Source organism: Paenibacillus sp. FSL H8-0261, from assembly GCF_045040645.1.
GTDB lineage: Bacteria > Bacillota > Bacilli > Paenibacillales > Paenibacillaceae > Paenibacillus_AQ.
The window spans coordinates 6,665,030-6,683,537 of record NZ_CP150297.1; the positions used below are offsets into that span (position 1 = coordinate 6,665,030).

At 45.3% G+C, this 18,508-nt stretch carries 18 protein-coding genes and 1 riboswitch; of the genes, 7 read left to right on the forward strand and 11 right to left on the reverse strand.

What is annotated here, in order from left to right:
- Window positions 1-6: 6 nt before the first annotated feature.
- The 4 genes from MHI27_RS29690 to MHI27_RS29705 all read right to left on the reverse strand — a co-directional run bounded on the left by MHI27_RS29690 (window position 7) and on the right by MHI27_RS29705 (window position 3,558).
- A complete protein-coding gene (locus MHI27_RS29690; protein ID WP_076284934.1) occupies window positions 7-1,209 on the reverse strand; it encodes a glutathionylspermidine synthase family protein in 1,203 nt (400 codons plus the stop codon).
- A complete protein-coding gene (locus MHI27_RS29695; protein ID WP_405175261.1) occupies window positions 1,206-1,892 on the reverse strand; it encodes a hypothetical protein in 687 nt (228 codons plus the stop codon). Before MHI27_RS29695 ends, MHI27_RS29690 begins: the two co-directional genes overlap by 4 nt.
- A gap of 27 nt (window positions 1,893-1,919) precedes the next feature.
- Complete coding sequence (locus MHI27_RS29700; protein ID WP_042192779.1) at window positions 1,920-2,135, reverse strand: hypothetical protein; 216 nt, start codon at window positions 2,133-2,135, stop codon at window positions 1,920-1,922.
- A 67-nt stretch (window positions 2,136-2,202) separates the two neighbouring features.
- The gene (locus MHI27_RS29705) at window positions 2,203-3,558 is read right to left on the reverse strand and encodes an MFS transporter (protein ID WP_256716183.1); all 1,356 of its coding nucleotides are present in this window, start codon (window positions 3,556-3,558) and stop codon (window positions 2,203-2,205) included.
- Between the two features lie 281 nt (window positions 3,559-3,839).
- On the opposite strand from MHI27_RS29705, the gene MHI27_RS29710 reads away from it, so the two are divergent.
- From MHI27_RS29710 to MHI27_RS29720, 3 genes are all read left to right on the forward strand, one after another.
- Complete coding sequence (locus MHI27_RS29710; protein ID WP_405175262.1) at window positions 3,840-5,006, forward strand: sugar diacid recognition domain-containing protein; 1,167 nt, start codon at window positions 3,840-3,842, stop codon at window positions 5,004-5,006.
- Window positions 5,007-5,167: 161 nt separating this feature from the next.
- Window positions 5,168-6,436: a GntP family permease gene (locus MHI27_RS29715; RefSeq protein ID WP_341051195.1), complete on the forward strand. Its 1,269-nt coding sequence runs from the start codon at window positions 5,168-5,170 to the stop codon at window positions 6,434-6,436.
- 41 nt (window positions 6,437-6,477) lie between these two features.
- Window positions 6,478-7,614, forward strand: a complete 1,137-nt coding sequence (locus tag MHI27_RS29720; RefSeq protein WP_405175263.1) for a glycerate kinase — start codon at window positions 6,478-6,480, stop codon at window positions 7,612-7,614.
- A gap of 126 nt (window positions 7,615-7,740) precedes the next feature.
- Here the strand turns inward: MHI27_RS29720 and MHI27_RS29725 are convergent, their stop codons facing one another.
- From MHI27_RS29725 to MHI27_RS29735, 3 genes are all read right to left on the reverse strand, one after another.
- Window positions 7,741-9,060 (reverse strand): nucleobase:cation symporter-2 family protein, encoded by a 1,320-nt coding sequence (locus tag MHI27_RS29725; RefSeq protein WP_076121591.1) that lies wholly within the window; start codon window positions 9,058-9,060, stop codon window positions 7,741-7,743.
- Window positions 9,054-9,668: a xanthine phosphoribosyltransferase gene (locus MHI27_RS29730; protein ID WP_339799366.1), complete on the reverse strand. Its 615-nt coding sequence runs from the start codon at window positions 9,666-9,668 to the stop codon at window positions 9,054-9,056. The genes MHI27_RS29725 and MHI27_RS29730 overlap by 7 nt, the downstream gene beginning before the upstream one ends.
- A 171-nt stretch (window positions 9,669-9,839) precedes the next feature.
- Window positions 9,840-9,943, reverse strand: a riboswitch (purine riboswitch).
- A 116-nt stretch (window positions 9,944-10,059) separates the two neighbouring features.
- Window positions 10,060-11,007, reverse strand: coding sequence for a sugar-binding transcriptional regulator (locus tag MHI27_RS29735; RefSeq protein ID WP_405175264.1), 948 nt, complete (start codon window positions 11,005-11,007; stop codon window positions 10,060-10,062).
- 142 nt (window positions 11,008-11,149) lie between these two features.
- Between MHI27_RS29735 and rpiA the strand changes: the two genes are divergently transcribed.
- From rpiA to MHI27_RS29755, 4 genes are all read left to right on the forward strand, one after another.
- Window positions 11,150-11,818 (forward strand): ribose 5-phosphate isomerase A, encoded by a 669-nt coding sequence (gene rpiA, locus MHI27_RS29740; protein ID WP_405176818.1) that lies wholly within the window; start codon window positions 11,150-11,152, stop codon window positions 11,816-11,818.
- Between the two features lie 33 nt (window positions 11,819-11,851).
- Window positions 11,852-12,820, forward strand: a complete 969-nt coding sequence (locus MHI27_RS29745) for a Gfo/Idh/MocA family oxidoreductase (RefSeq protein ID WP_340973404.1) — start codon at window positions 11,852-11,854, stop codon at window positions 12,818-12,820.
- 235 nt (window positions 12,821-13,055) lie between these two features.
- On the forward strand, window positions 13,056-14,264 hold the full coding sequence (locus MHI27_RS29750) for an MFS transporter (protein ID WP_076284942.1): 1,209 nt from the start codon (window positions 13,056-13,058) through the stop codon (window positions 14,262-14,264).
- Between the two features lie 58 nt (window positions 14,265-14,322).
- On the forward strand, window positions 14,323-15,165 hold the full coding sequence (locus MHI27_RS29755; RefSeq protein ID WP_076298011.1) for an aldo/keto reductase: 843 nt from the start codon (window positions 14,323-14,325) through the stop codon (window positions 15,163-15,165).
- A gap of 76 nt (window positions 15,166-15,241) precedes the next feature.
- Here MHI27_RS29755 and MHI27_RS29760 read toward each other — a convergent pair whose 3' ends face one another.
- From MHI27_RS29760 to rlmN, 4 genes are all read right to left on the reverse strand, one after another.
- Entirely contained in the window at window positions 15,242-16,171 is a 930-nt protein-coding gene (locus MHI27_RS29760) for an AEC family transporter (protein WP_076298012.1), read from the reverse strand.
- Window positions 16,172-16,322: 151 nt separating this feature from the next.
- Window positions 16,323-16,802 carry a transcription elongation factor GreA gene (gene greA / locus MHI27_RS29765; RefSeq protein ID WP_042131553.1) on the reverse strand — a complete coding sequence of 160 codons (480 nt, stop codon included), beginning with the start codon at window positions 16,800-16,802 and terminating at the stop codon, window positions 16,323-16,325.
- A 217-nt stretch (window positions 16,803-17,019) separates the two neighbouring features.
- On the reverse strand, window positions 17,020-17,307 hold the full coding sequence (locus tag MHI27_RS29770) for a DUF6509 family protein (RefSeq protein WP_042192802.1): 288 nt from the start codon (window positions 17,305-17,307) through the stop codon (window positions 17,020-17,022).
- 77 nt (window positions 17,308-17,384) lie between these two features.
- Window positions 17,385-18,455: a 23S rRNA (adenine(2503)-C(2))-methyltransferase RlmN gene (rlmN, locus tag MHI27_RS29775; protein WP_042192804.1), complete on the reverse strand. Its 1,071-nt coding sequence runs from the start codon at window positions 18,453-18,455 to the stop codon at window positions 17,385-17,387.
- Window positions 18,456-18,508: the final 53 nt, after the last annotated feature.

Consider the following 18,508-nt stretch of genomic DNA (forward strand, 5'->3'; position numbering starts at 1 on the left):
ATCCAATTATCTCACTCCCAACGCAATAAAATGACTGGCATTGCCTGTAATCAATCCGCCCGCTCGGCCGAGCATACCACAAGGCTTCCCGTTAATCACGAACATGCCTGTCAGTAGATGAAATTCACCCTCTGATGTCGTTATCCGTGCTAAATCGGCTCTTTTTTGATACACAGTGGGGAAGAGCTGACTACTGTCATAACCGTCTTCATCTTCAAGCTCTAGCGCACCGCTATCATCAAACATGCGCACCGAACCCCCTTCACGACCAAAAACAGATTTGGACACAAAGTTCCCTGAGAATACAGGCTTATTATAAGTAGGCAAAATATAGCGCGAGATCGTCTCTCGCTCTTCCTTGTCGAATAGCAGGCCCAGCTCATACATTCCCCACACCGCTGCAACCAGCCCCTTGGATTGGAGCAATATACTGTGAGGACCATTAAAGAGCTGAAGATTCCCTTGCTCTACCGCATAGGCCAGGGCATCGCCGCCTTCATCCACAGCCATCCACTCTTTAGGATATAGAGCGAACATCCGCTCGATCACACGGTCCTCCCCATCCTTGAGAATTCCGTTGTCGACCCATAGATCAAGACAATCCACACACTGGATATCGAGACCACTGTGCTTCACTAATGCTTCTATCGTACCTGAATCTTCAAGATGAGATCCATAAGCCACACAAGCTGCGGTATCCGGACGTTCTACCTGCCAAGCTGCTGCAACTTGTGCCTTCATCCCTTGATTTGGACTCTGCATTCCAGCTTGCTCACAGATCCATGGTGTAGCTATCGAGGCTTCCACATAACCTGTTGGGGTATCCGCATTCAGTTCGAGCAGCTTAATCGTCCCATCATGGGCTATGGCAAAGTCGAATCTGGCATACCGACTAATGAATCCTTCTTCTGGCATAGGACACCCGTCAAGCATCTCCCAAAGTACAGGGGGAATCCCAAGCAGTTCATACAAATCTCGCTTTAGATGGACATAGCGAACCGCTTTATCGAGGATGGCCCAGAGTTTTGATGAGGCTTCTTCAAGCTCCTTATAAGTGTCCCTGTGCATTAGAGCAATTGCATCCAACCAGTACTCTTCATCCTCAAGATCAGCCCAAGTGAACCCGAGTTCATATAACGCTTTGACCCGTGGACCTCTTTCAAGCTCAGACTGATCTAGAATTTCAAATACACTCTGCTGCTCACTCATCCGCCAAAACCACTCTTACTTGAGCCTGATCTCGAAGAGGACTTCGAGCCTGTGCTAGATTTAGAGTTCTTCGAAGAGTTTAATCCGCTGGAAGTGCCACCGATTCCATTTTTTGAGGAAGAACCTCTTCTCGTAATGGAGCCTGTGGAGGAAGTCGATGTTTTGGGCTTTACAACAGAACCGGGAACCTTCTTATTCTGGAATTTCTCACTGCTATAGGTAGGCGGCTTATAAGTTGTTCTCGTGCCTCCATAATAAGTTGGACGGTCCTTAGACCATCCTCTGGAAGAGTAATTGCCACCACTGTTAAACAGCATGTGATATAGCAGCAAGTCATCCCAACCAAAACCTGAATGATACCCACCATAGTTATTCACTACCGTCGTTCCATTATTGGTTACAACACCTTGGCCTCCCTGTTCTACCTCTTGTGCACCTTCCGGATATGGAATATTCCAATCCACATTTTTGTCAAAATAGGCTTTAACCTCTTCGGTAGACCAGGACACTAGCTGTGGTTCATCTCCAGAAGTATTTGCACTAGCCCCTGCGCCGCCAGGAATAAACATAGCATTCGCTAACAAAGCTATGCCTAGCGAAGTAGATAATACTCGAATGGGCTTACCATCAGAAGTGAATAATTTGGATACCGCTAATTCCTTATCCTTTTCATCTTTAGACATCGTAAGGTTCTCCTTCCCTTATCTCAATCATTCGTTGTGCATCGGAACAAGTAAAAGCTCCAGCTTGCCTTCATCTACATTCAGCCGTCCTTCAACCGTTTCATATTCAACACTGCCAACCACAATATAATTGACATGCTCTAGCGCTGCGATCATATTCATGCTCCACGTGCGTTCCTCAATGACTCGCAGCCCGCCTTCCGGCATTTTTTCAAATAAGATTACATTCATCCCATTGTCCATTATTACCATTCCTTCCTTAGTTCTGCTATAGCATCTGATACGTCTTTATTACCTTTTCGTTTCAGTTCTAGGTGTGCATAGACTGCCCAACCTTACTCTTGGCGTTAGAACGTCTATATAAAAGAAGAATTCCTAACGAGCACAAGCAAACGAGGAGCAACACGCCGTATACATGCTGATATGCTTTTGCAGGGGAGATATCACGCTGAGCATGCAGTAAAAGCCCGCAGACTGCAACAGATACAGAGCCTCCGAAGAATTGAACCAGTTGTAAAAGCCCCATACCAGAACCAATCCAAGTCCTTGGAAGAACTATAGATGTTTCATTGTTTAAGGATGCCATCGTAGCTGAGAAAGCGGGAGAGAAGCATAGATAACCTAGCAGTAGTACTACAGGTGATACAGAAAGATTCAGGGCAAACACAGCCATAACGGCTGCAAGTATACAATGTCCAATCACTAAGAAGCGTATATTACCGTACCGATCAATAAAACGTCCCACATAACGGGTCAGAAAAGCAGATAATAACGCTCCCGGTGCGATATACAAACCAATCATCAGCGCTGATTTATCGAACAGATTAGCGAGCGCAAGCGGCATCAGGAACAAGTTCCCTAAGTTCAGCACCAGAATACAAAAGCCTACGGCAACCAGTTTCAAGTAACCCGGCATGGTAAGCAGCTGCGGATTAATGAATGATTCCTTGGCCTTCTTCAGATGTACGGCATGCACGATAATAGACACTACACCCACCGCTAGCCATACAAGCGACTGGGTAGTTACAGCTACCAGTAAACTTGCCGCATTTACAACGGTCAGCGCCGCCCCCAGGATGTCAAAGCTTGCAGGCTGTGGCTGTTCCTTAGGCAATAACCGCAGCAGTACCGGCAGCACAATAAGCACAAGGCAAGTTATGCCGAACAATCCGTTCCAGCCAAAGTACTGGCTGATGACACCTCCCACAATAGGACCCAAACCAAAGGCCATTGCACTCCCCGCCGAGATCATCGCAATAGCAGCGCCGCGTCTTTCAATCGGAACATAGCGACTGGCGAGTACAAGCCCCAATCCAGCCATAGATCCGGCGCCCGCAGATTGTAGGATTCTTGTAATCAATAGCATATTAAAGTCATGTGCGAACAATCCAAACACTGATGCTGTCCCCAGCGTAATTAAGCCAATGGTCAAGAGCTTGCGAATCGGCACCAAGTCGGATAACCGGCTATAAATAACCGTCGACAACGCATATCCAATCGAATAGCTGGAAATGACCCATGAGCCTAGGTCAGCAGAAATTTGGAGATCCTGAATAATGGTTGGAAGCGATACATTAAACATCGTTGTGTTCATCACTACAATAAAGAGGCACATCGTCCATAATGGCATGACAATTTTATCATTCATTCCTACTTTCTCATTCATTCCTACTCCATCCCTGTCCTAATTTATCTATACATGCTCAACTAATTTTATGCCTATAAAAAGAGGTTGGCAATTAGAAGAGGGAATTACTTGCGCCACATCAATCCACATACCAGTTCGATTATGATCTCCATTCTCCGCAATATATACTTGTAGTGTTTCAATCAGACCCGGCTTGTGATAATGATAAGATCTTAGAGGTATATTATATCGCGCATGAACTAGGAAAAGAGTGTTCACAAGAGTTCGCATAGAGAATTTCTAAATAGGAGGTAGTAGCCATGAGGGGTTTGACAAAAGAAGTTGCGATGGAAATTGTTCGACGTACGATGCATGTGATTGGGTACAACGTCAATGTTATGGACAAGCGAGGACGAATTATTGGGTCTGGAGATGGTAAGCGGTTAGGGCAATCACATGAGGGTGCATTACTCGCGATAGAGCGTCGTGGCAGATTCGAGATTGATCAGGAGAGCGCCGCTAGATTGCAGGGGGTATTGCCCGGCACGAACCTTGTTATTGAGTTTGAGAATGAGATTGTTGGTGTTATTGGGATTACTGGTGATCCCAAGGAAGTGACGAAGTATGGTGAATTGGTGAAGATGACAGCGGAAATGTATCTTGAGCATATGAAGCTGTTAGAGCAGGCTCAATGGGACAAACGAATGAAGGAGAATTTCCTGCTCGCGGTGATGAATGGCGATGAGGGGAACGTACAAACATTGCGACATCAAGCACAGCAGATTCATTTTCAGGTGGATAAGCCTCATATCGCATGCATCATTGAATTAATTAATCGTAATGAAGAGGATCTAATGGCAACAATGAAGCGGGTAACTGATGTATTAGAAGGACGCCCGGCTGTTCAATTGATTACCATTCGTAATGCCAGACAAGTTGTTCTGGTCAAGGAGCATCTCCATGAGCGGAAGCCGCATACGGATATATGTGAAGGAATTCACCAGATAAGACGTTGGTTAGATGTAAAGGAGATTTCTCCACTACGTATCGCGGTAGGCAAACCTTTTACAGGGATTCAAGGGATGATGAAGTCCATTCAATCCGCAGAAGATACGATGCGTGCAGGCTATGCAATATATCCGGATGAGCCGGTTTATTATGCAACGGATCTGCAACTGGAGACGATGGTCGTTCCAAGTGTACATAATTGGATGTCGGAGGAGTTGCTGCAGCTATGGGCGCATTTTGTGGAGGAGGATCGTAGTGGTGAGCTTCAGCAGACATTAGATCTATTTTACTTCGAAAGTGGGGAGCAACAGCATATCGCTGAACGACTGCGCATTCATCGGAATACGTTACGCTACCGACTCCAGCGTATAACCGAGCTCACAGGGAAGGATCCAAGAAATTATCAGGAGCTGTTCCTACTCATGAGTGCGCGTTGGTTATATTTGTTGGAGCATTCTGCTATGTCTTGTGATGAATAAGAGGATATATGTGCATATGCACAAAAAAAGACATCAATTGATGCGAAATATTTATTTCTCCGCCTAATGAAACGCTTACAAATATTCGCTAAAGTATAGGTATGAGCTCAAACCACATATCGATATATACAACTCTGTGTAAAACTGGGGAGGAATAACTCATGACAGTGAGTGTAAGCGTTTTAGGTGCTTTAGCTGCATTGGTTGTGGCAATCGTTCTAATATTGAAAAAAGTACCGCCAGCCTACGGCATGATGATCGGTGCGTTAGTAGGTGGTTTAATCGGCGGCGTGAGTATGGTGGATACCATTACGCTGATGATGGATGGTGCCAAAGGGATGATTCCTGCCGTGCTTCGCATCTTGGCAGCAGGTGTGTTAGCAGGTGTATTGATTGAATCAGGCGCGGCGAAAAAGATTGCAGAGACGTTGGTTCAGAAGGCCGGCGAGACACGGGCATTACTCGCATTAGCCTTAGCAACAATGGTTCTTACAGCGGTCGGTGTATTCGTGGATGTAGCTGTTATTACTGTAGCACCCATTGCATTAGCTATTGCACAACGTGCGAATCTATCGAAATTGGCAATCCTGATCGCTATGATCGGCGGCGGTAAAGCCGGTAACATCATGTCACCAAACCCGAATGCGATTGCCGCATCAGATGCATTTCACATTCCATTAACTTCGTTGATGGCAGCAGGTATAATCCCAGCTGTATTCGGGATTATCGTAACGTACTTCATCGCAAAGCGTTTAAACAATAAAGGCAGTAAAGTAGAAGCTTCTGAGGTAACGAATAATCCGAATGAGCAGCTTCCAAGCTTCTTTACAGCCTTTCTAGCTCCACTTGTAGCCATTATCTTGTTGTCCCTTCGTCCAATTGCAGGCATCGTAATCGATCCAGTTATCGCGCTTCCAGTAGGAGGTATCGTAGGCGCCATTGCAATGGGAAGATTTAAGAAGTTAAATGAGTTCGCTGTATTTGGTCTTGGTAAAATGACGGGTGTAGCCGTCATGTTAATCGGGACAGGTACACTAGCTGGTATCATTGCAAATTCGCAATTAAAGGATGTTATTATCGACGGCCTTACTGCATCTGGCCTACCGGCATACTTGCTTGCTCCAATCAGTGGTGCGTTAATGTCTCTTGCAACAGCATCGACAACAGCAGGCACAGCCGTAGCAAGCTCTGTGTTCGGCTCCACCATCATGGGACTTGGCGTAGCTTCGCTTGGAGCAGGGGCAATGATTCACTCTGGTGCGACTGTATTAGACCACATGCCTCACGGCAGCTTCTTCCACGCAACTGGTGGCAGTGTGAACATGCAGATGAAAGAGCGTCTGAAATTGATTCCTTATGAAACCGCAATTGGTCTAACACTAGCGATCGTTTCGACATTAGTATTCGGTGTATTCCAATGGTTCCTATAACAACTGTCGAAGCATAAACAACACAAAAGGATGTGAAGAGCATGAAGTTTGTTTTGGCACCAGATTCATTCAAAGAAAGTATGACAGCAATGGAAGCCTGTGAGGCCATAGAACGAGGACTTCGTTCCTCTTTTCCCGATGCAGAATATATTAAAGTTCCGATGGCAGATGGCGGCGAAGGTACGGTTCAGTCACTCGTCGATGCGACAGGCGGACGAATTGTACATTGTGACGTAACAGGGCCGCTCGGTCACCCTGTGAATGCATTTTATGGCATTATGGGAGATGGAAAGACCGCGATTATTGAGATGGCAGCTGCTTCTGGACTTGGGCTTGTGCCGAAGGAAGAGCGTAATCCGTTGATCACCACGACAAAGGGTACAGGAGAGCTTATCGTTCATGCGCTGAATGCAGGCGTACGTTCTATTATTATGGGTCTTGGTGGCAGTGCAACCAACGATGGCGGTGTAGGCATGGCACAAGCGCTTGGATTCCGCTTCCTGCGAGAAGATGGAACGGAGATTGGATACGGTGGAGGATCGCTAAGTGAAGTTACCCGTATTGATAGTGATCATGTAGATCCGAGACTCCACGGTGTACAAGTGGTAGCCGCATGTGACGTAGACAATCCGTTAACTGGTGAGCGCGGGGCATCCGCCATCTTCGGTCCGCAAAAAGGTGCAACACCCGACATGGTGAAGCAATTGGATGCAAATCTTGCACGTTTAGCAAACATCATTGAGCGCGATCTCGGCAAAGAAGTGAATGATACAGCAGGTGCAGGTGCAGCAGGTGGACTAGGTGCTGGCGTGATGGCCTTCCTAGGAGCCAAATTGAAGCGAGGCGTGAACATCGTCGTCGATGCCATGAAGCTTGCGGATAAAGTGAAAGATGCCGATTATGTCATCACAGGCGAAGGGGGTATGGATAGCCAAACCGTCTATGGCAAAACACCGATTGGTGTTGCCAAAGTAGCACAAGCCGCCGGTGTACCTGTTATTGCCTTAGCGGGTTCCCTCGGTACTGGCGTAGAAGCCGTGTACGAGCATGGTATCGATATGTTCTTCTCCATCGTGCCTGGAGTATGTACGTTAGATAAAGCGCTCACCGATGCTTCCTTCAACATGGAGCGCACCGCGCGCAATATAGGTACATTAATCAAACATAGTAAACGTTAATCGCAAGTATAGACGCCTTCTGCGTCGCGTGGAATTAATTATTATATTAAAAAAAAGATCTGACTCATGCCATGAAGCTGAGTCAGATCTTTTATTTCGTTTTTGCAAGCTAATCTAAGCTTAAGTTTAGGACACTTGAGATTCCTTAGCAAGAACAGGTACGGTGTTATCCGCTACCTGCACATCATCCTTTGTCTTGGAGAGGACAATGTTCAGTACAATCGCTGTAAGCGAACCGGATACGATACCGTTCTGTAGCAGCATCCGCGCAAATTCAGGCAGCTCTGCGAACATTGCAGGAAGTGTCGCTGAACCTAAGCCAACAGCAATACTGCAAGCAGCAATCAGTAGATTACCATCCTTACGGAGATCCACATCGGATAGAATGGATATCCCGGAAACGGCAACCGATCCGAACATGACAATCATGGCTCCACCAAGTACGGCATTCGGTACAATCGTCGTCAAGGCAGCCAGCTTAGGCAGGAGTCCTAGTACAATCATGATCCCGCCAGCGGCAAAAATAACATTACGGGTCTTAATGCGAGACAACGAAATCAAACCCACATTTTGAGAAAAAGCAGTGTATGGGAAAGCATTAAAAATTCCGCCCAGCATAATTGCTACTCCCTCGGAACGCAGTCCGTTTACGATCTGCTTCTGTTCAACTTTCTGATCAATTACTTTACCTACTGCAAAATAAACCCCAGTAGACTCCACCATACTAACAATGTTAACGATGATCATAGTGAAGATTGCAGTAAGACTGAATTCAGGCCATCCGAAGTAAAACGGTTGTGCGATGCTTACCCAAGAAGCGTCACCTACCGTAGAAAAGTTAACGATACCCATTCCATAAGCAATCGCTGTACCCACCACAAGACCTACCAGAACTGAGATCGAGCGCAGGAATCCAGTGGCGAAACGGTTAACTGCTAAAATGACAAGTAGTGTAATCAGTGCAAGCAGCAAATTACGGGGTTGTCCAAAATCAGCACTGCCTTCTCCGCCAGCAACGTTATTCATAGCAACTGGAATAAGAGATAACCCGATAATGGTCACGACAGAACCCGTTACAATGGTCGGGAAGAACTTCAGTAGCTTCCCATAAAGCGGGGCCGCAAGAACAACGAACAAACCGGAAATAATGATCGCACCATACGCAGTCGCCAGATTATGTGTCGAGGCAATCGCAATAATCGGGCCAACGGCTGTAAAGGTACATCCAAGAATAACCGGGAGCCTGCTACCAAAATACTTGGTGCCCATTATTTGCAGCAGTGTAGCCAATCCGCAAGTGAACAAATCGGCTGCGATGAGGTAAGCCATTTGAGTCCCATTTAGCTTCAAGGCACCCCCAACAATCAGCGGTACAATTACTGCTCCTGCATACATGGCTAGGACATGCTGAAGACCTAACGTAAATACCTTTTGCTTGCTTAACATCCCGCACTCTCCTTGATTTTCTCTAATGAGCTTTCATTATCAATGAAGTGAATTTCACCTGGTGACATAGATGCAATACGAGCCAAGGCATGGACTTCTATGCCTCTGTTCTCCAGAAGGCTCCGGCCTTCTTGGAAGCTCTTTTCAATGACACAGCCGACGCCAAGGAGCTCTGCTCCTGCCTCTTTTACGATATCAACCAATCCCACAAGTGCAGCACCAGTAGCGAGGAAATCATCCACAATAAGCACTTTGTCATTCGCTCCAAGATATTTCTGGGAGACGCTGACCAGATAGTCCTCTTGGCGAGTAAAGGAATGAACAGGTGCTGAGTAGACAGCCTCTGAGAGCGTCACTGCTTTCTTTTTCTTCGCATAAACAAACGGTACACCTAATGCAATCGCAGTAGCCATGGCGAACTGAATCCCACTAGCTTCAATCGTAATCACCTTAGTGATCGGTTGATGACCGAACAACTTTTTGAACTCTTGACCGATTTGCAGCGCTAGCTCCGTATCGACCTGATGATTCAGAAATGAATCTACCTTAAGTACCGTATCTGATAAAATAAGACCCTCTTGTCTAATGCGCTCTTGAAGTACTTTCATCGTGAACTAATCTCTCCTCTTCATTAAAAAAACAAAAAAAGGACAAATCCCTTGAGTCGTTTCTCTCAAGTGAATCTGTCCTTCTGGGCTTTTGTCCCTTAGTGGTGTAACACTACATAGTGTCCGCATCGCTCGGTCCAGACCTTTCCTCCAAAGAAGAAAACGGAACCCTAGATGCGCTATTTCACTCATAGTCGGATAATTACGATGGTTATCCGGTAGAAACTTATGGGCCATATCCCCAAGATTATATGAGTTTTATTAATGTTCGATATGAATACCTTGTATATCTTACACGCTCTGTCTGGTGCTTACAAGCAAAATTTTTAGTGTTTTGCATACCATTTTCAGGTTATTTTCACGAAATTCAATTGTTTACATTTAGTAGGGGTTACTCCAAGATCTTCTGCGCCGTTTCTTCGGTCGTTACGAGCACATTCATATACCCGCCATTTAGCGCGCCCAAGATCCCCGAAACCTTCTCCAGCGATTCCGCTACACCAATAGCGTACCTCGCTCGCCTGATCTGCTCCAGCTCAATGGTCAACGTTCGGTCCGATATTGCTGTGCGTACAGGCAATCCATTGCCGTCATAAAAACGCGAGCAAATATCACCAGCTACCTTCCCGTCCTCCAGCTCATCAATCACAGCATCGCCATAAAATCCGCGCCATGCCTCTTCGCCTTTAATTTCCGGTGATCCAATGCCGAATATAGCGATATCCAGGCGATCCCATGCCTTCGCGATGGTCTGATAATACTGCGAATGCATCAGTTGATCTCTGGTTTCCTTTTGCTCCGTGATCGCTGGCACATCAATCATTAATGAGCGCGCACCCCACTTTAAGGCAGCTTGGTAGCAGATATTATTGACATGGTATCCACTCTCCATCTTTCCAGATGGACCACCCACCGTAGGAACACAGGTTACAAAAGGTCTCTGTCCGAGGGTCAGATTGTCTACAACGGCAGCTAAGCTGCTTCCCCAAGAGAAGCCTATCGTATCTTTCGGCTGAATCACTTGCTCCAGCCATCTTGCACAAGCCTGTCCAATGGCTTTACGCTTGATCACCCCGGACTGGGCTGGGTCTACCTCTACAACAATGGCTTCCTTCAGCCCGAACCGTTCTTTCAATTCCTGCTCCAGTGTACAATGATCTCCAATATCGTAATTGATGGTGATTGTAACGATGCCCTCTTCACGGACTCTCTTCAGCATCCTACTTATGGTGGTGCGATATATGCCAAGTTCATTAGAAATTTCACTTTGCGTTAAATTCTGCTCATAATACATTTGTGCAATCTTAATGAGCAGCTTTCTGTCTTCTTTTCGATCCATGATAGAACGCCTCGCTTTTTTCAAGGATTTGACGAATCCATAACCCCTAGCTATACTGTAGACGATTATTTCGCACATTTTTTATTATATTGCACAAATGTGCAGATTATCAATTTTTTAATGGAGATGACCGGCTTTGAATATGGACTTTAGAAAGAAAAGTTGTGCCGCAGAAGCTCTAAAGTATATTGAGAATGACACAACCATTGGTTTAGGTGGGGGTAGTACGATTTCCTATTTAATCGGCAATATTAAAAAAGCAGATCTTCGGGTAAAGGTAGTGACTCCCTCCTTCACTACAGCTTCACTCTGTGTCCAAAATGGACTGCAGGTTGTACCCACTTGGTCCGTTGACCGAATAGCTGTTGCTTTTGACGGCTGTGATGAGGTGGATGAGCAACTGCATGCGCTTAAGAGTGGTGGCGGCATTCATACGAAAGAAAAACTGATTGCTAGTATGGCGGATCATTATATATTGCTGGTAGATGAAACTAAACTTGTGAACAAGCTAACCTTCAAGCATCCCGTAGTATTGGAAATTCTTATGGATGCTCTTAGTTATGTTCAACATTCCGTGAAATCGCTGGGCGGCAAGCCTGAGATTGGAACAAGCGCAAGTAAGGATGGGTATACGGTCAGTGATCACGGCAATGTGCTGCTGGATGTCTTTTTTGAAAAGGTAGAGGATAGCACTACTCTTCAAACTGAACTCAAAGCCATTAACGGGGTCATTGAGACCTCCCTATTCACGAAAGAAGTTACCTCAGCACTTGTGGCTGGTTCAAATGGAATCAAGGTAATCTCTAAGTAAGCTCAAACAATCAAAACAGGCGAGGTGCTAACCATGAACAATCTGAAGTGGGCAATCATCGGCCCGGGAAGTATCGCTAATGAATTTGCGGCTGCTCTAGATGACATCGGCGGAACTTTATATGCGGTAGGATCACGAACCTTAGAGAAAGCCCAGGCGTTCGCGAGCCAATATGGAGCGGAGAAGGCTTATGGCAATTACAGCGAAATGCTGCAAGATCCAGAAATTGATGTCGTCTACATCTCAACACCACATAGTAACCACTACGAATACATCATAGAAAGCTTGCAGAATAACAAACATGTCCTCTGTGAAAAGGCGATCACCGTAAATAGCAAACAACTGCAGGAAATCGCCGAGCTTGCTAAACAAAAAAGCTTAGTCGTCGCAGAGGCTATGACCATCTACCATATGCCACTGTACAAAAAGCTACGGAAAATCGTGGATGAAGGTAAGATCGGACGCCTCAAAATGGTGCAAGTCTCCTTTGGCAGCCATAAAGAATATGATGTGAACAACCGTTTCTTCAGCAAAGATTTGGCTGGAGGGGCGCTGCTGGATATTGGGACGTATGCCTTGTCCTTCACAAGATTCTTCCTGTCCAAACAGCCACAGGAAATTCTAACGACAGTGAAACGTTTTGAGACAGGCGTCGATGAACAATCCGGAATCATTCTGAACAACGATGCGGATGAAATGGCGATCATCTCCCTTACCATGCGCTCCAAAATGCCTAAACGCGGCGTCGTTGCTGGAGAACTTGGCTTTATTACTGTAGACAATTTCCCACGGGCCTCTACAGCTACAATTCAATATTTAGATGGCACCCTAGAAACGATCGAAGCCGGCGATACTTCCAAAGCGCTACAATACGAAATCGAGGATATGCAGCGCTATATCGCGGCAAAAGGCAACCAGGAAACCCTCAAACTCTCCTTAGATGTCATGGACATTATGAGTAATGTTAGAGAACAATGGGGAATCAAATACAGCTTCGAATAACATACTGAACACAATAGATCAATCATCAAAGCGTTGGTATTCCCTTCAACTGAAGGAAGCCCAACGCTTTTTTGCGGATAATTTTCTAGGAATGGATGACAATATCCTTAGGTGATTTCTTATAGGTACTTTTTAGTACCTATAGCACTTTAAAGTACGTACTATACTTAAATGACTCATGCCTTCATAATTGCACTTACCGGCCGGTGATTATCAGAGTGTAGGAGTGAGAGACATGTTGTTAAACCAAAAAAGAAGTACCCTGGCACTCCTGGCTTTAGCCATTAGCGCCTTTGCGATCGGAACCACCGAGTTTATCAGTGTAGGGTTGCTGCCTTTAATCGCTGATGACCTGAATATACCGCTGACCACAGCTGGATTAACTGTTACTTTGTACGCTTTAGGGGTAACCTTTGGCGCCCCAATCTTAACGTCGCTGACCACGGCGATATCGCGCAAAACATTATTGCTTATCATTATGATTGTATTTATTATCGGCAATAGCCTTGCCGCGGCTGCGGACAGTATTACAATTCTGCTAATAGCTAGAGTAATATCTGCCCTTTCGCATGGTCTGTTCATGTCGATTGCTTCGACCATTGCCGCCGACCTTGTGCCTGAGAATCGTAAAGCCAGCGCTATTGCGATCATGTTCACAGGGCTAACCGTAGCTACTGTTACCGGTGTGCCACTGGGCACCTTTCTAGGGCAACAGTTAGGCTGGAGAGCTGCATTCATCGCCATTATTGCCATCGGGCTTATAGCGCTCATCGGTAATCTGATCTTGGTCCCTGCCACAGGGCTGCGCAAAGGAACCCGAACACCGCTTCGCGAACAAGTCAAACTCGTGAAGAACGGACGGTTACTGCTTGCCTTCGCAATCACTGCTTTAGGGTATGGAGGTACCTTTGTAGTCTTTACTTATTTATCTCCACTTCTCCATGAAATCAGCGGTTTCAAAGAGAGTACCGTTGCCATCATCCTTCTTGTTTATGGCATAGCGATCGCCATCGGCAACGTCATTGGAGGCAAATTAGCCAACCGTAACCCTATGAATGCCCTCTTCTACATGTTTGCTATACAAGCTGTTGTACTGTTCGTCTTAACCTTTACCGCACCCTTTAAAGTGGCTGCACTACTTACGATCTTCTTTATGGGATTGTTAGCCTTCATGAACGTACCTGGTCTACAAGTACACGTAGTTACACTTGCAGATCGATATGCTCCGAGTGCGCGAGATGTGGCATCTGCGCTGAATATTGCTGCTTTTAACGCTGGCATTGCCATCGGGGCCTATCTTGGCGGTATCGTCACGGATCATATGGGACTGATTCATACCACTTGGGTGGGTGCTATAATGGTTCTGTCCGCTGTATTCCTAACCGCTTGGAGTCGTGCGCTGGAGAAGAAAGATGAGACTCTTCTCCAGTCTGAGGCTGCTTAATCAGCCTTGCCTTAACATACCAATCAAACTTTTAAATATCTCAGGAGGTAATTTTATTATGGCTCAACATCTACAGGATACAACTGCATTACACAACGGGGTAAACATGCCTTGGCTTGGACTTGGTGTATTTCAAGTCGAAGAAGGCTCTGAGCTGATCCAAGCGGTCAAATCTGCTATTGCACACGGCTACCGCAGCATCGATACAGCAGCGATCTATCAGAATGAGACTGGCGTAGGTCAAGCGATCAAAGAAGCTTTGCAGGACAACAACCTGTCCAGAGAAGAGCTCTTCGTAACTTCAAAGGTCTGGACTGCAGATATGGGCTACGAAGAAACCATTGCCGCCTACGAAGCTAGCCTAGCTAAGCTTGGACTTGAATACCTTGATCTATATCTTATCCACTGGCCTGTAAAAGGAAAATATAAAGAGACTTGGAGAGCACTTGAAACCTTGTATAAAGAGGGACGTGTAAAAGCGATTGGGGTCAGCAATTTCCAGATCCATCATCTTGAAGATGTGATGAAGGATGCGGAAATTAAGCCGATGGTAAACCAAGTGGAGCTCCATCCTTATTTGAGTCAGCAAGCGCTGCTTAGCTTCTGCCAGGAACAAGGAATTCAACTGGAGGCTTGGTCTCCATTAATGCAAGGGCAATTGTTGGATCAGCCTGTACTGAAACAAATTGCAGCTAAATACAGTAAATCCGTAGCTCAAGTGATTATCCGTTGGGACCTGCAGCGTGGAATTATTACCATTCCAAAGTCTACTAAAGAGCACCGGATCATCGAAAACGTAGATGTGTTTGATTTTCTGTTAACAGAAGAGGATATGAATCTAATCAACGCTCTGAACCAAGATCAACGGGTAGGTCCTGACCCTGATAATTTCGACTTCTAAGAGATTAACCGCTAGGTTAAGTAACAGTAAAAAAAGACCCTATCTTTCAGAAATGAAAGAGGGGTCCTTTTTGTCTTTACGCCCCTTGCACTAGCACAATAAGGATCGGCAACACAAGAAAGGAAGCAAGCGTCGTCCATAAAATACATTTGGATACCAGCTCTGGAGAGGCTTCAAATCGTTCCGCTAATACCACCGCGTTGACGGCAACTGGCATGGAGGCCAGAATCAGCAGCACAGAGAATAAAATACCATCAATATGTAGAATAGATAATCCGAGGTATGCCACTAATGGAGCTAAGATTAATCGAATGATCATCCCTGTCCAAAAAGTAGACCGACCCTTACGTTCAGATGACATGGTTCGTACTTTGACCATCTGTGCACCCAGAATCGCCAGTACGACTGGTGAATAACCTCCGGCAACCATGGAGACCCCTGTAGCAAGCTCAGAAGGTAAATGCAGGTCAAATATTCTAAGAAAAAGTGCTAGCATAGCTGCATAGATGGCAGGGAGAGAGAACACGGACTTTACCGCATTTTTCACCGAGAACTGCGATCTAGCCGCAAAATAAACGCCCACAGTATTCACGATAATCATCTGCCCAATCACATAAACAGAAGCCTTATCGAGCCCAAGCTGTCCGAAAGCCAGCAACACCAAGGGAAGTCCATAATTCACACTATTCGTAAATGTCGAGACCAGAGTCAATCCCGATATTTCAGAGGGGCCGAGCTTCAATAACTTTCCGATGATATTTGCAATCGCCCATAAAAAGCACAGATTTAGCAGCGAAAAAGCGAGCGTCTTGTAAATATCATCCATAGAAATCTCGGCCGTAGCCAGTGTATTAAGAATAATAGCCGGCGTTAAAAAGTATAAATAGAGCGTCAATAACGGCTTGGTATCCAAATTCTTAAACCGTCCAAGCAGTGCACCGACGATCACCGGAATGGATAATGGCACGATGACTTGATACAACGTTGATAACACGCTCTGGATCATGAACAGTACTCCTCTGCTCTAAGTTACTCTAAACTATAAGCGCAACAGAGCAAGACGTCTAAGATATGAAATCAATATACACAATAGCCATTACCTATAATTAAAAAAGGTCTCAACCCCTATAACGAGGTTGAGACCTTTTTATCATGTGTTACATCATTTTGATTTCAAGCAATTCATATTTGATGATACCCATTGGTGCGTTTACACTAACGATATCCCCGACTTTTTTACCCAGCAATTCCTTGCCCAGCGGACTTTCATAGGAAATCTTGTTGTTTAGGACATCTGCTTCAGCAGCCCCTACAATTCTATATTCAATCTTCTCGGAGTATTCGATATCGTTCAGGGTAACGATACAACCCATACTAACCTTTGACAGATCCATCTGACTCTCATCTACGATCTTGGCTTTGGTCAGCATTTTCTCCAAAATCATAATACGAGTCTCCATGAACGATTGGTCGTCCTTGGCCGAATGGTACTCGCTATTTTCCTTCAAGTCTCCATAGCTGATCGCCAATTTGAGCCGTGCTGCCAATTCCTTGCGCCCTGGGCCCTTCAATTCCTTCAGTTCTTCCTCTAATTGAGCCAATCCTTCTTTGGTCAAGAACACTTCTTCATTAGACATGTATACAACTCCTATTTTGGATGCTTTTTAATATTTTAACCTATATTTCACATTCATGCGACAAGCATAAACGTCTTCGGCGTCCTTGTAAGGACGGTAAGCGTTTAAGCGAGAAATATAAAAATTAAAGTATAGGTGCAAAACCTATACTTTCTTATATTTAAATAAAAATCCCTGCCACAATTGAACATTGGGCAAGGATGTCAATGCTGCATCATTATTCTGGCAAATGCTCTTTACAGAAAAGGAGTAATGCTGCTTCCTCGTCCTCTTCCATATCAAAGTCAAGCAGCTGGCCTGTTGTTGTCTCCTGTAGATCATAACTCACGATGCTAACTTGATCTTCATCCACTTTAATAATCGCTCTAGCGGATACTCCGTTCTCTACATAGAGCTCATCATCTTCTGGAACATCCAGTTGAACCACGAATTCATACCGTTTACCGGTTAGTATACCAAAAGGATCTTTAACATTCTCCACGTTGTAGCTTGTAAATGTCAACATTGCTCAATCAACCTCTTTTCCTAATACCTGCCACGTCATTGTATCACAAAAAGCTGCATGAAGGGGTCGCCCGTCCCTCAAGCCATAGCTTTCGACTTCTTGATCTGCTTGCTTCGCAATTGTCCGCAAGCAGCATCAATATCTACACCATGCTCCAGACGAGTGCTTACGCTGACGCCCTGCTTCTTCAAGGTATCAAAAAAGGCTCGTACGGTCTCCCGCTCGCTTCTTTGATATTGACTGTGCTCATCGACTGGATTATAAGGAATCAAGTTCACATTGACGAGCTGGCGCCGGTCGCCGATTAGTTCGGTCAGCTCAAGCGCATGCTCCTTGCCGTCATTTACATCCTTCATCAGAATGTATTCTAACGTAATTCTGCGATTTGTTTTTTCCAAATAATAATCTATGGACTCCATTAGCTTCTCAATTGGAATGGCCTTGTTAATCTTCATAATCTTCGTCCGCAGCTCATTATTAGGCGCGTGAAGCGATACTGCCAAGTTCACCTGTGTATTCGCATCGGCAAATTCAACGATTTTGTTAGCAAGCCCACTCGTCGATACAGTAATACCTCTTCCTGCGATGGCTAATCCTTTGTGGTCCTTAATAATCGATAAGAAATTGAGCAGGTTCTTGAAGTTGTCGAACGGTTCGCCAATTCCCATGACTACAACGTGACTAACCTTTTGTTCGAGGTTTGCTGCATCCAAATGCTGCTGAACCTTCATAATCTGCTCTACAATTTCACCGCTGGAAAGATCACGACTCTTCGCTAACAGTCCACTAGCGCAAAAGCTGCAGCCGATATTACATCCAACCTGAGTAGTGACACATACGGACAAACCGTATTTCTGTCTCATGAGCACCGTCTCGATCAGGTTGCCATCCTTCAAACGGAACAGGAACTTGATCGTCCCATCCGCAGACTCCTGCTTCACATGTTCTTCCAACGTATGGATCACATAGTGCTGCTCCAATAATTCTACACAATCTTTATTTACATCGAGCATTTCTGAGAATTCTGTAATCCGCTTCCGATAAAGCCAATCCCAGACCTGTGTAGCTCGAAATTTTTTATGTCCACGTTCTAACAGCCATGCCGCCAGTTGATCAAAAGTTAATCCATAAATGGATTCCATATTCATTCGTTATCCTCTTTTCAAAACATTAAAGTTCAGTCCATCACTACTCATTGTCT

Bases quoted from the DNA above. Each gene is read 5' to 3' on its own strand.
- MHI27_RS29690 (WP_076284934.1), bottom strand. From the start codon at position 1,209: ATGAGTGAGCAGCAGAGTGTATTTGAAATTCTAGATCAGTCTGAGCTT.
- MHI27_RS29695 (WP_405175261.1), bottom strand. From the start codon at position 1,892: ATGTCTAAAGATGAAAAGGATAAGGAATTAGCGGTATCCAAATTATTC.
- MHI27_RS29700 (WP_042192779.1), bottom strand. From the start codon at position 2,135: ATGGACAATGGGATGAATGTAATCTTATTTGAAAAAATGCCGGAAGGC.
- MHI27_RS29705 (WP_256716183.1), bottom strand. From the start codon at position 3,558: ATGAATGAGAAAGTAGGAATGAATGATAAAATTGTCATGCCATTATGG.
- MHI27_RS29710 (WP_405175262.1), top strand. From the start codon at position 3,840: ATGAGGGGTTTGACAAAAGAAGTTGCGATGGAAATTGTTCGACGTACG.
- MHI27_RS29715 (WP_341051195.1), top strand. From the start codon at position 5,168: ATGACAGTGAGTGTAAGCGTTTTAGGTGCTTTAGCTGCATTGGTTGTG.
- MHI27_RS29720 (WP_405175263.1), top strand. From the start codon at position 6,478: ATGAAGTTTGTTTTGGCACCAGATTCATTCAAAGAAAGTATGACAGCA.
- MHI27_RS29725 (WP_076121591.1), bottom strand. From the start codon at position 9,060: ATGTTAAGCAAGCAAAAGGTATTTACGTTAGGTCTTCAGCATGTCCTA.
- MHI27_RS29730 (WP_339799366.1), bottom strand. From the start codon at position 9,668: ATGAAAGTACTTCAAGAGCGCATTAGACAAGAGGGTCTTATTTTATCA.
- MHI27_RS29735 (WP_405175264.1), bottom strand. From the start codon at position 11,007: ATGGATCGAAAAGAAGACAGAAAGCTGCTCATTAAGATTGCACAAATG.
- rpiA (WP_405176818.1), top strand. From the start codon at position 11,150: ATGGACTTTAGAAAGAAAAGTTGTGCCGCAGAAGCTCTAAAGTATATT.
- MHI27_RS29745 (WP_340973404.1), top strand. From the start codon at position 11,852: ATGAACAATCTGAAGTGGGCAATCATCGGCCCGGGAAGTATCGCTAAT.
- MHI27_RS29750 (WP_076284942.1), top strand. From the start codon at position 13,056: ATGTTGTTAAACCAAAAAAGAAGTACCCTGGCACTCCTGGCTTTAGCC.
- MHI27_RS29755 (WP_076298011.1), top strand. From the start codon at position 14,323: ATGGCTCAACATCTACAGGATACAACTGCATTACACAACGGGGTAAAC.
- MHI27_RS29760 (WP_076298012.1), bottom strand. From the start codon at position 16,171: ATGATCCAGAGCGTGTTATCAACGTTGTATCAAGTCATCGTGCCATTA.
- greA (WP_042131553.1), bottom strand. From the start codon at position 16,802: ATGTCTAATGAAGAAGTGTTCTTGACCAAAGAAGGATTGGCTCAATTA.
- MHI27_RS29770 (WP_042192802.1), bottom strand. From the start codon at position 17,307: ATGTTGACATTTACAAGCTACAACGTGGAGAATGTTAAAGATCCTTTT.
- rlmN (WP_042192804.1), bottom strand. From the start codon at position 18,455: ATGAATATGGAATCCATTTATGGATTAACTTTTGATCAACTGGCGGCA.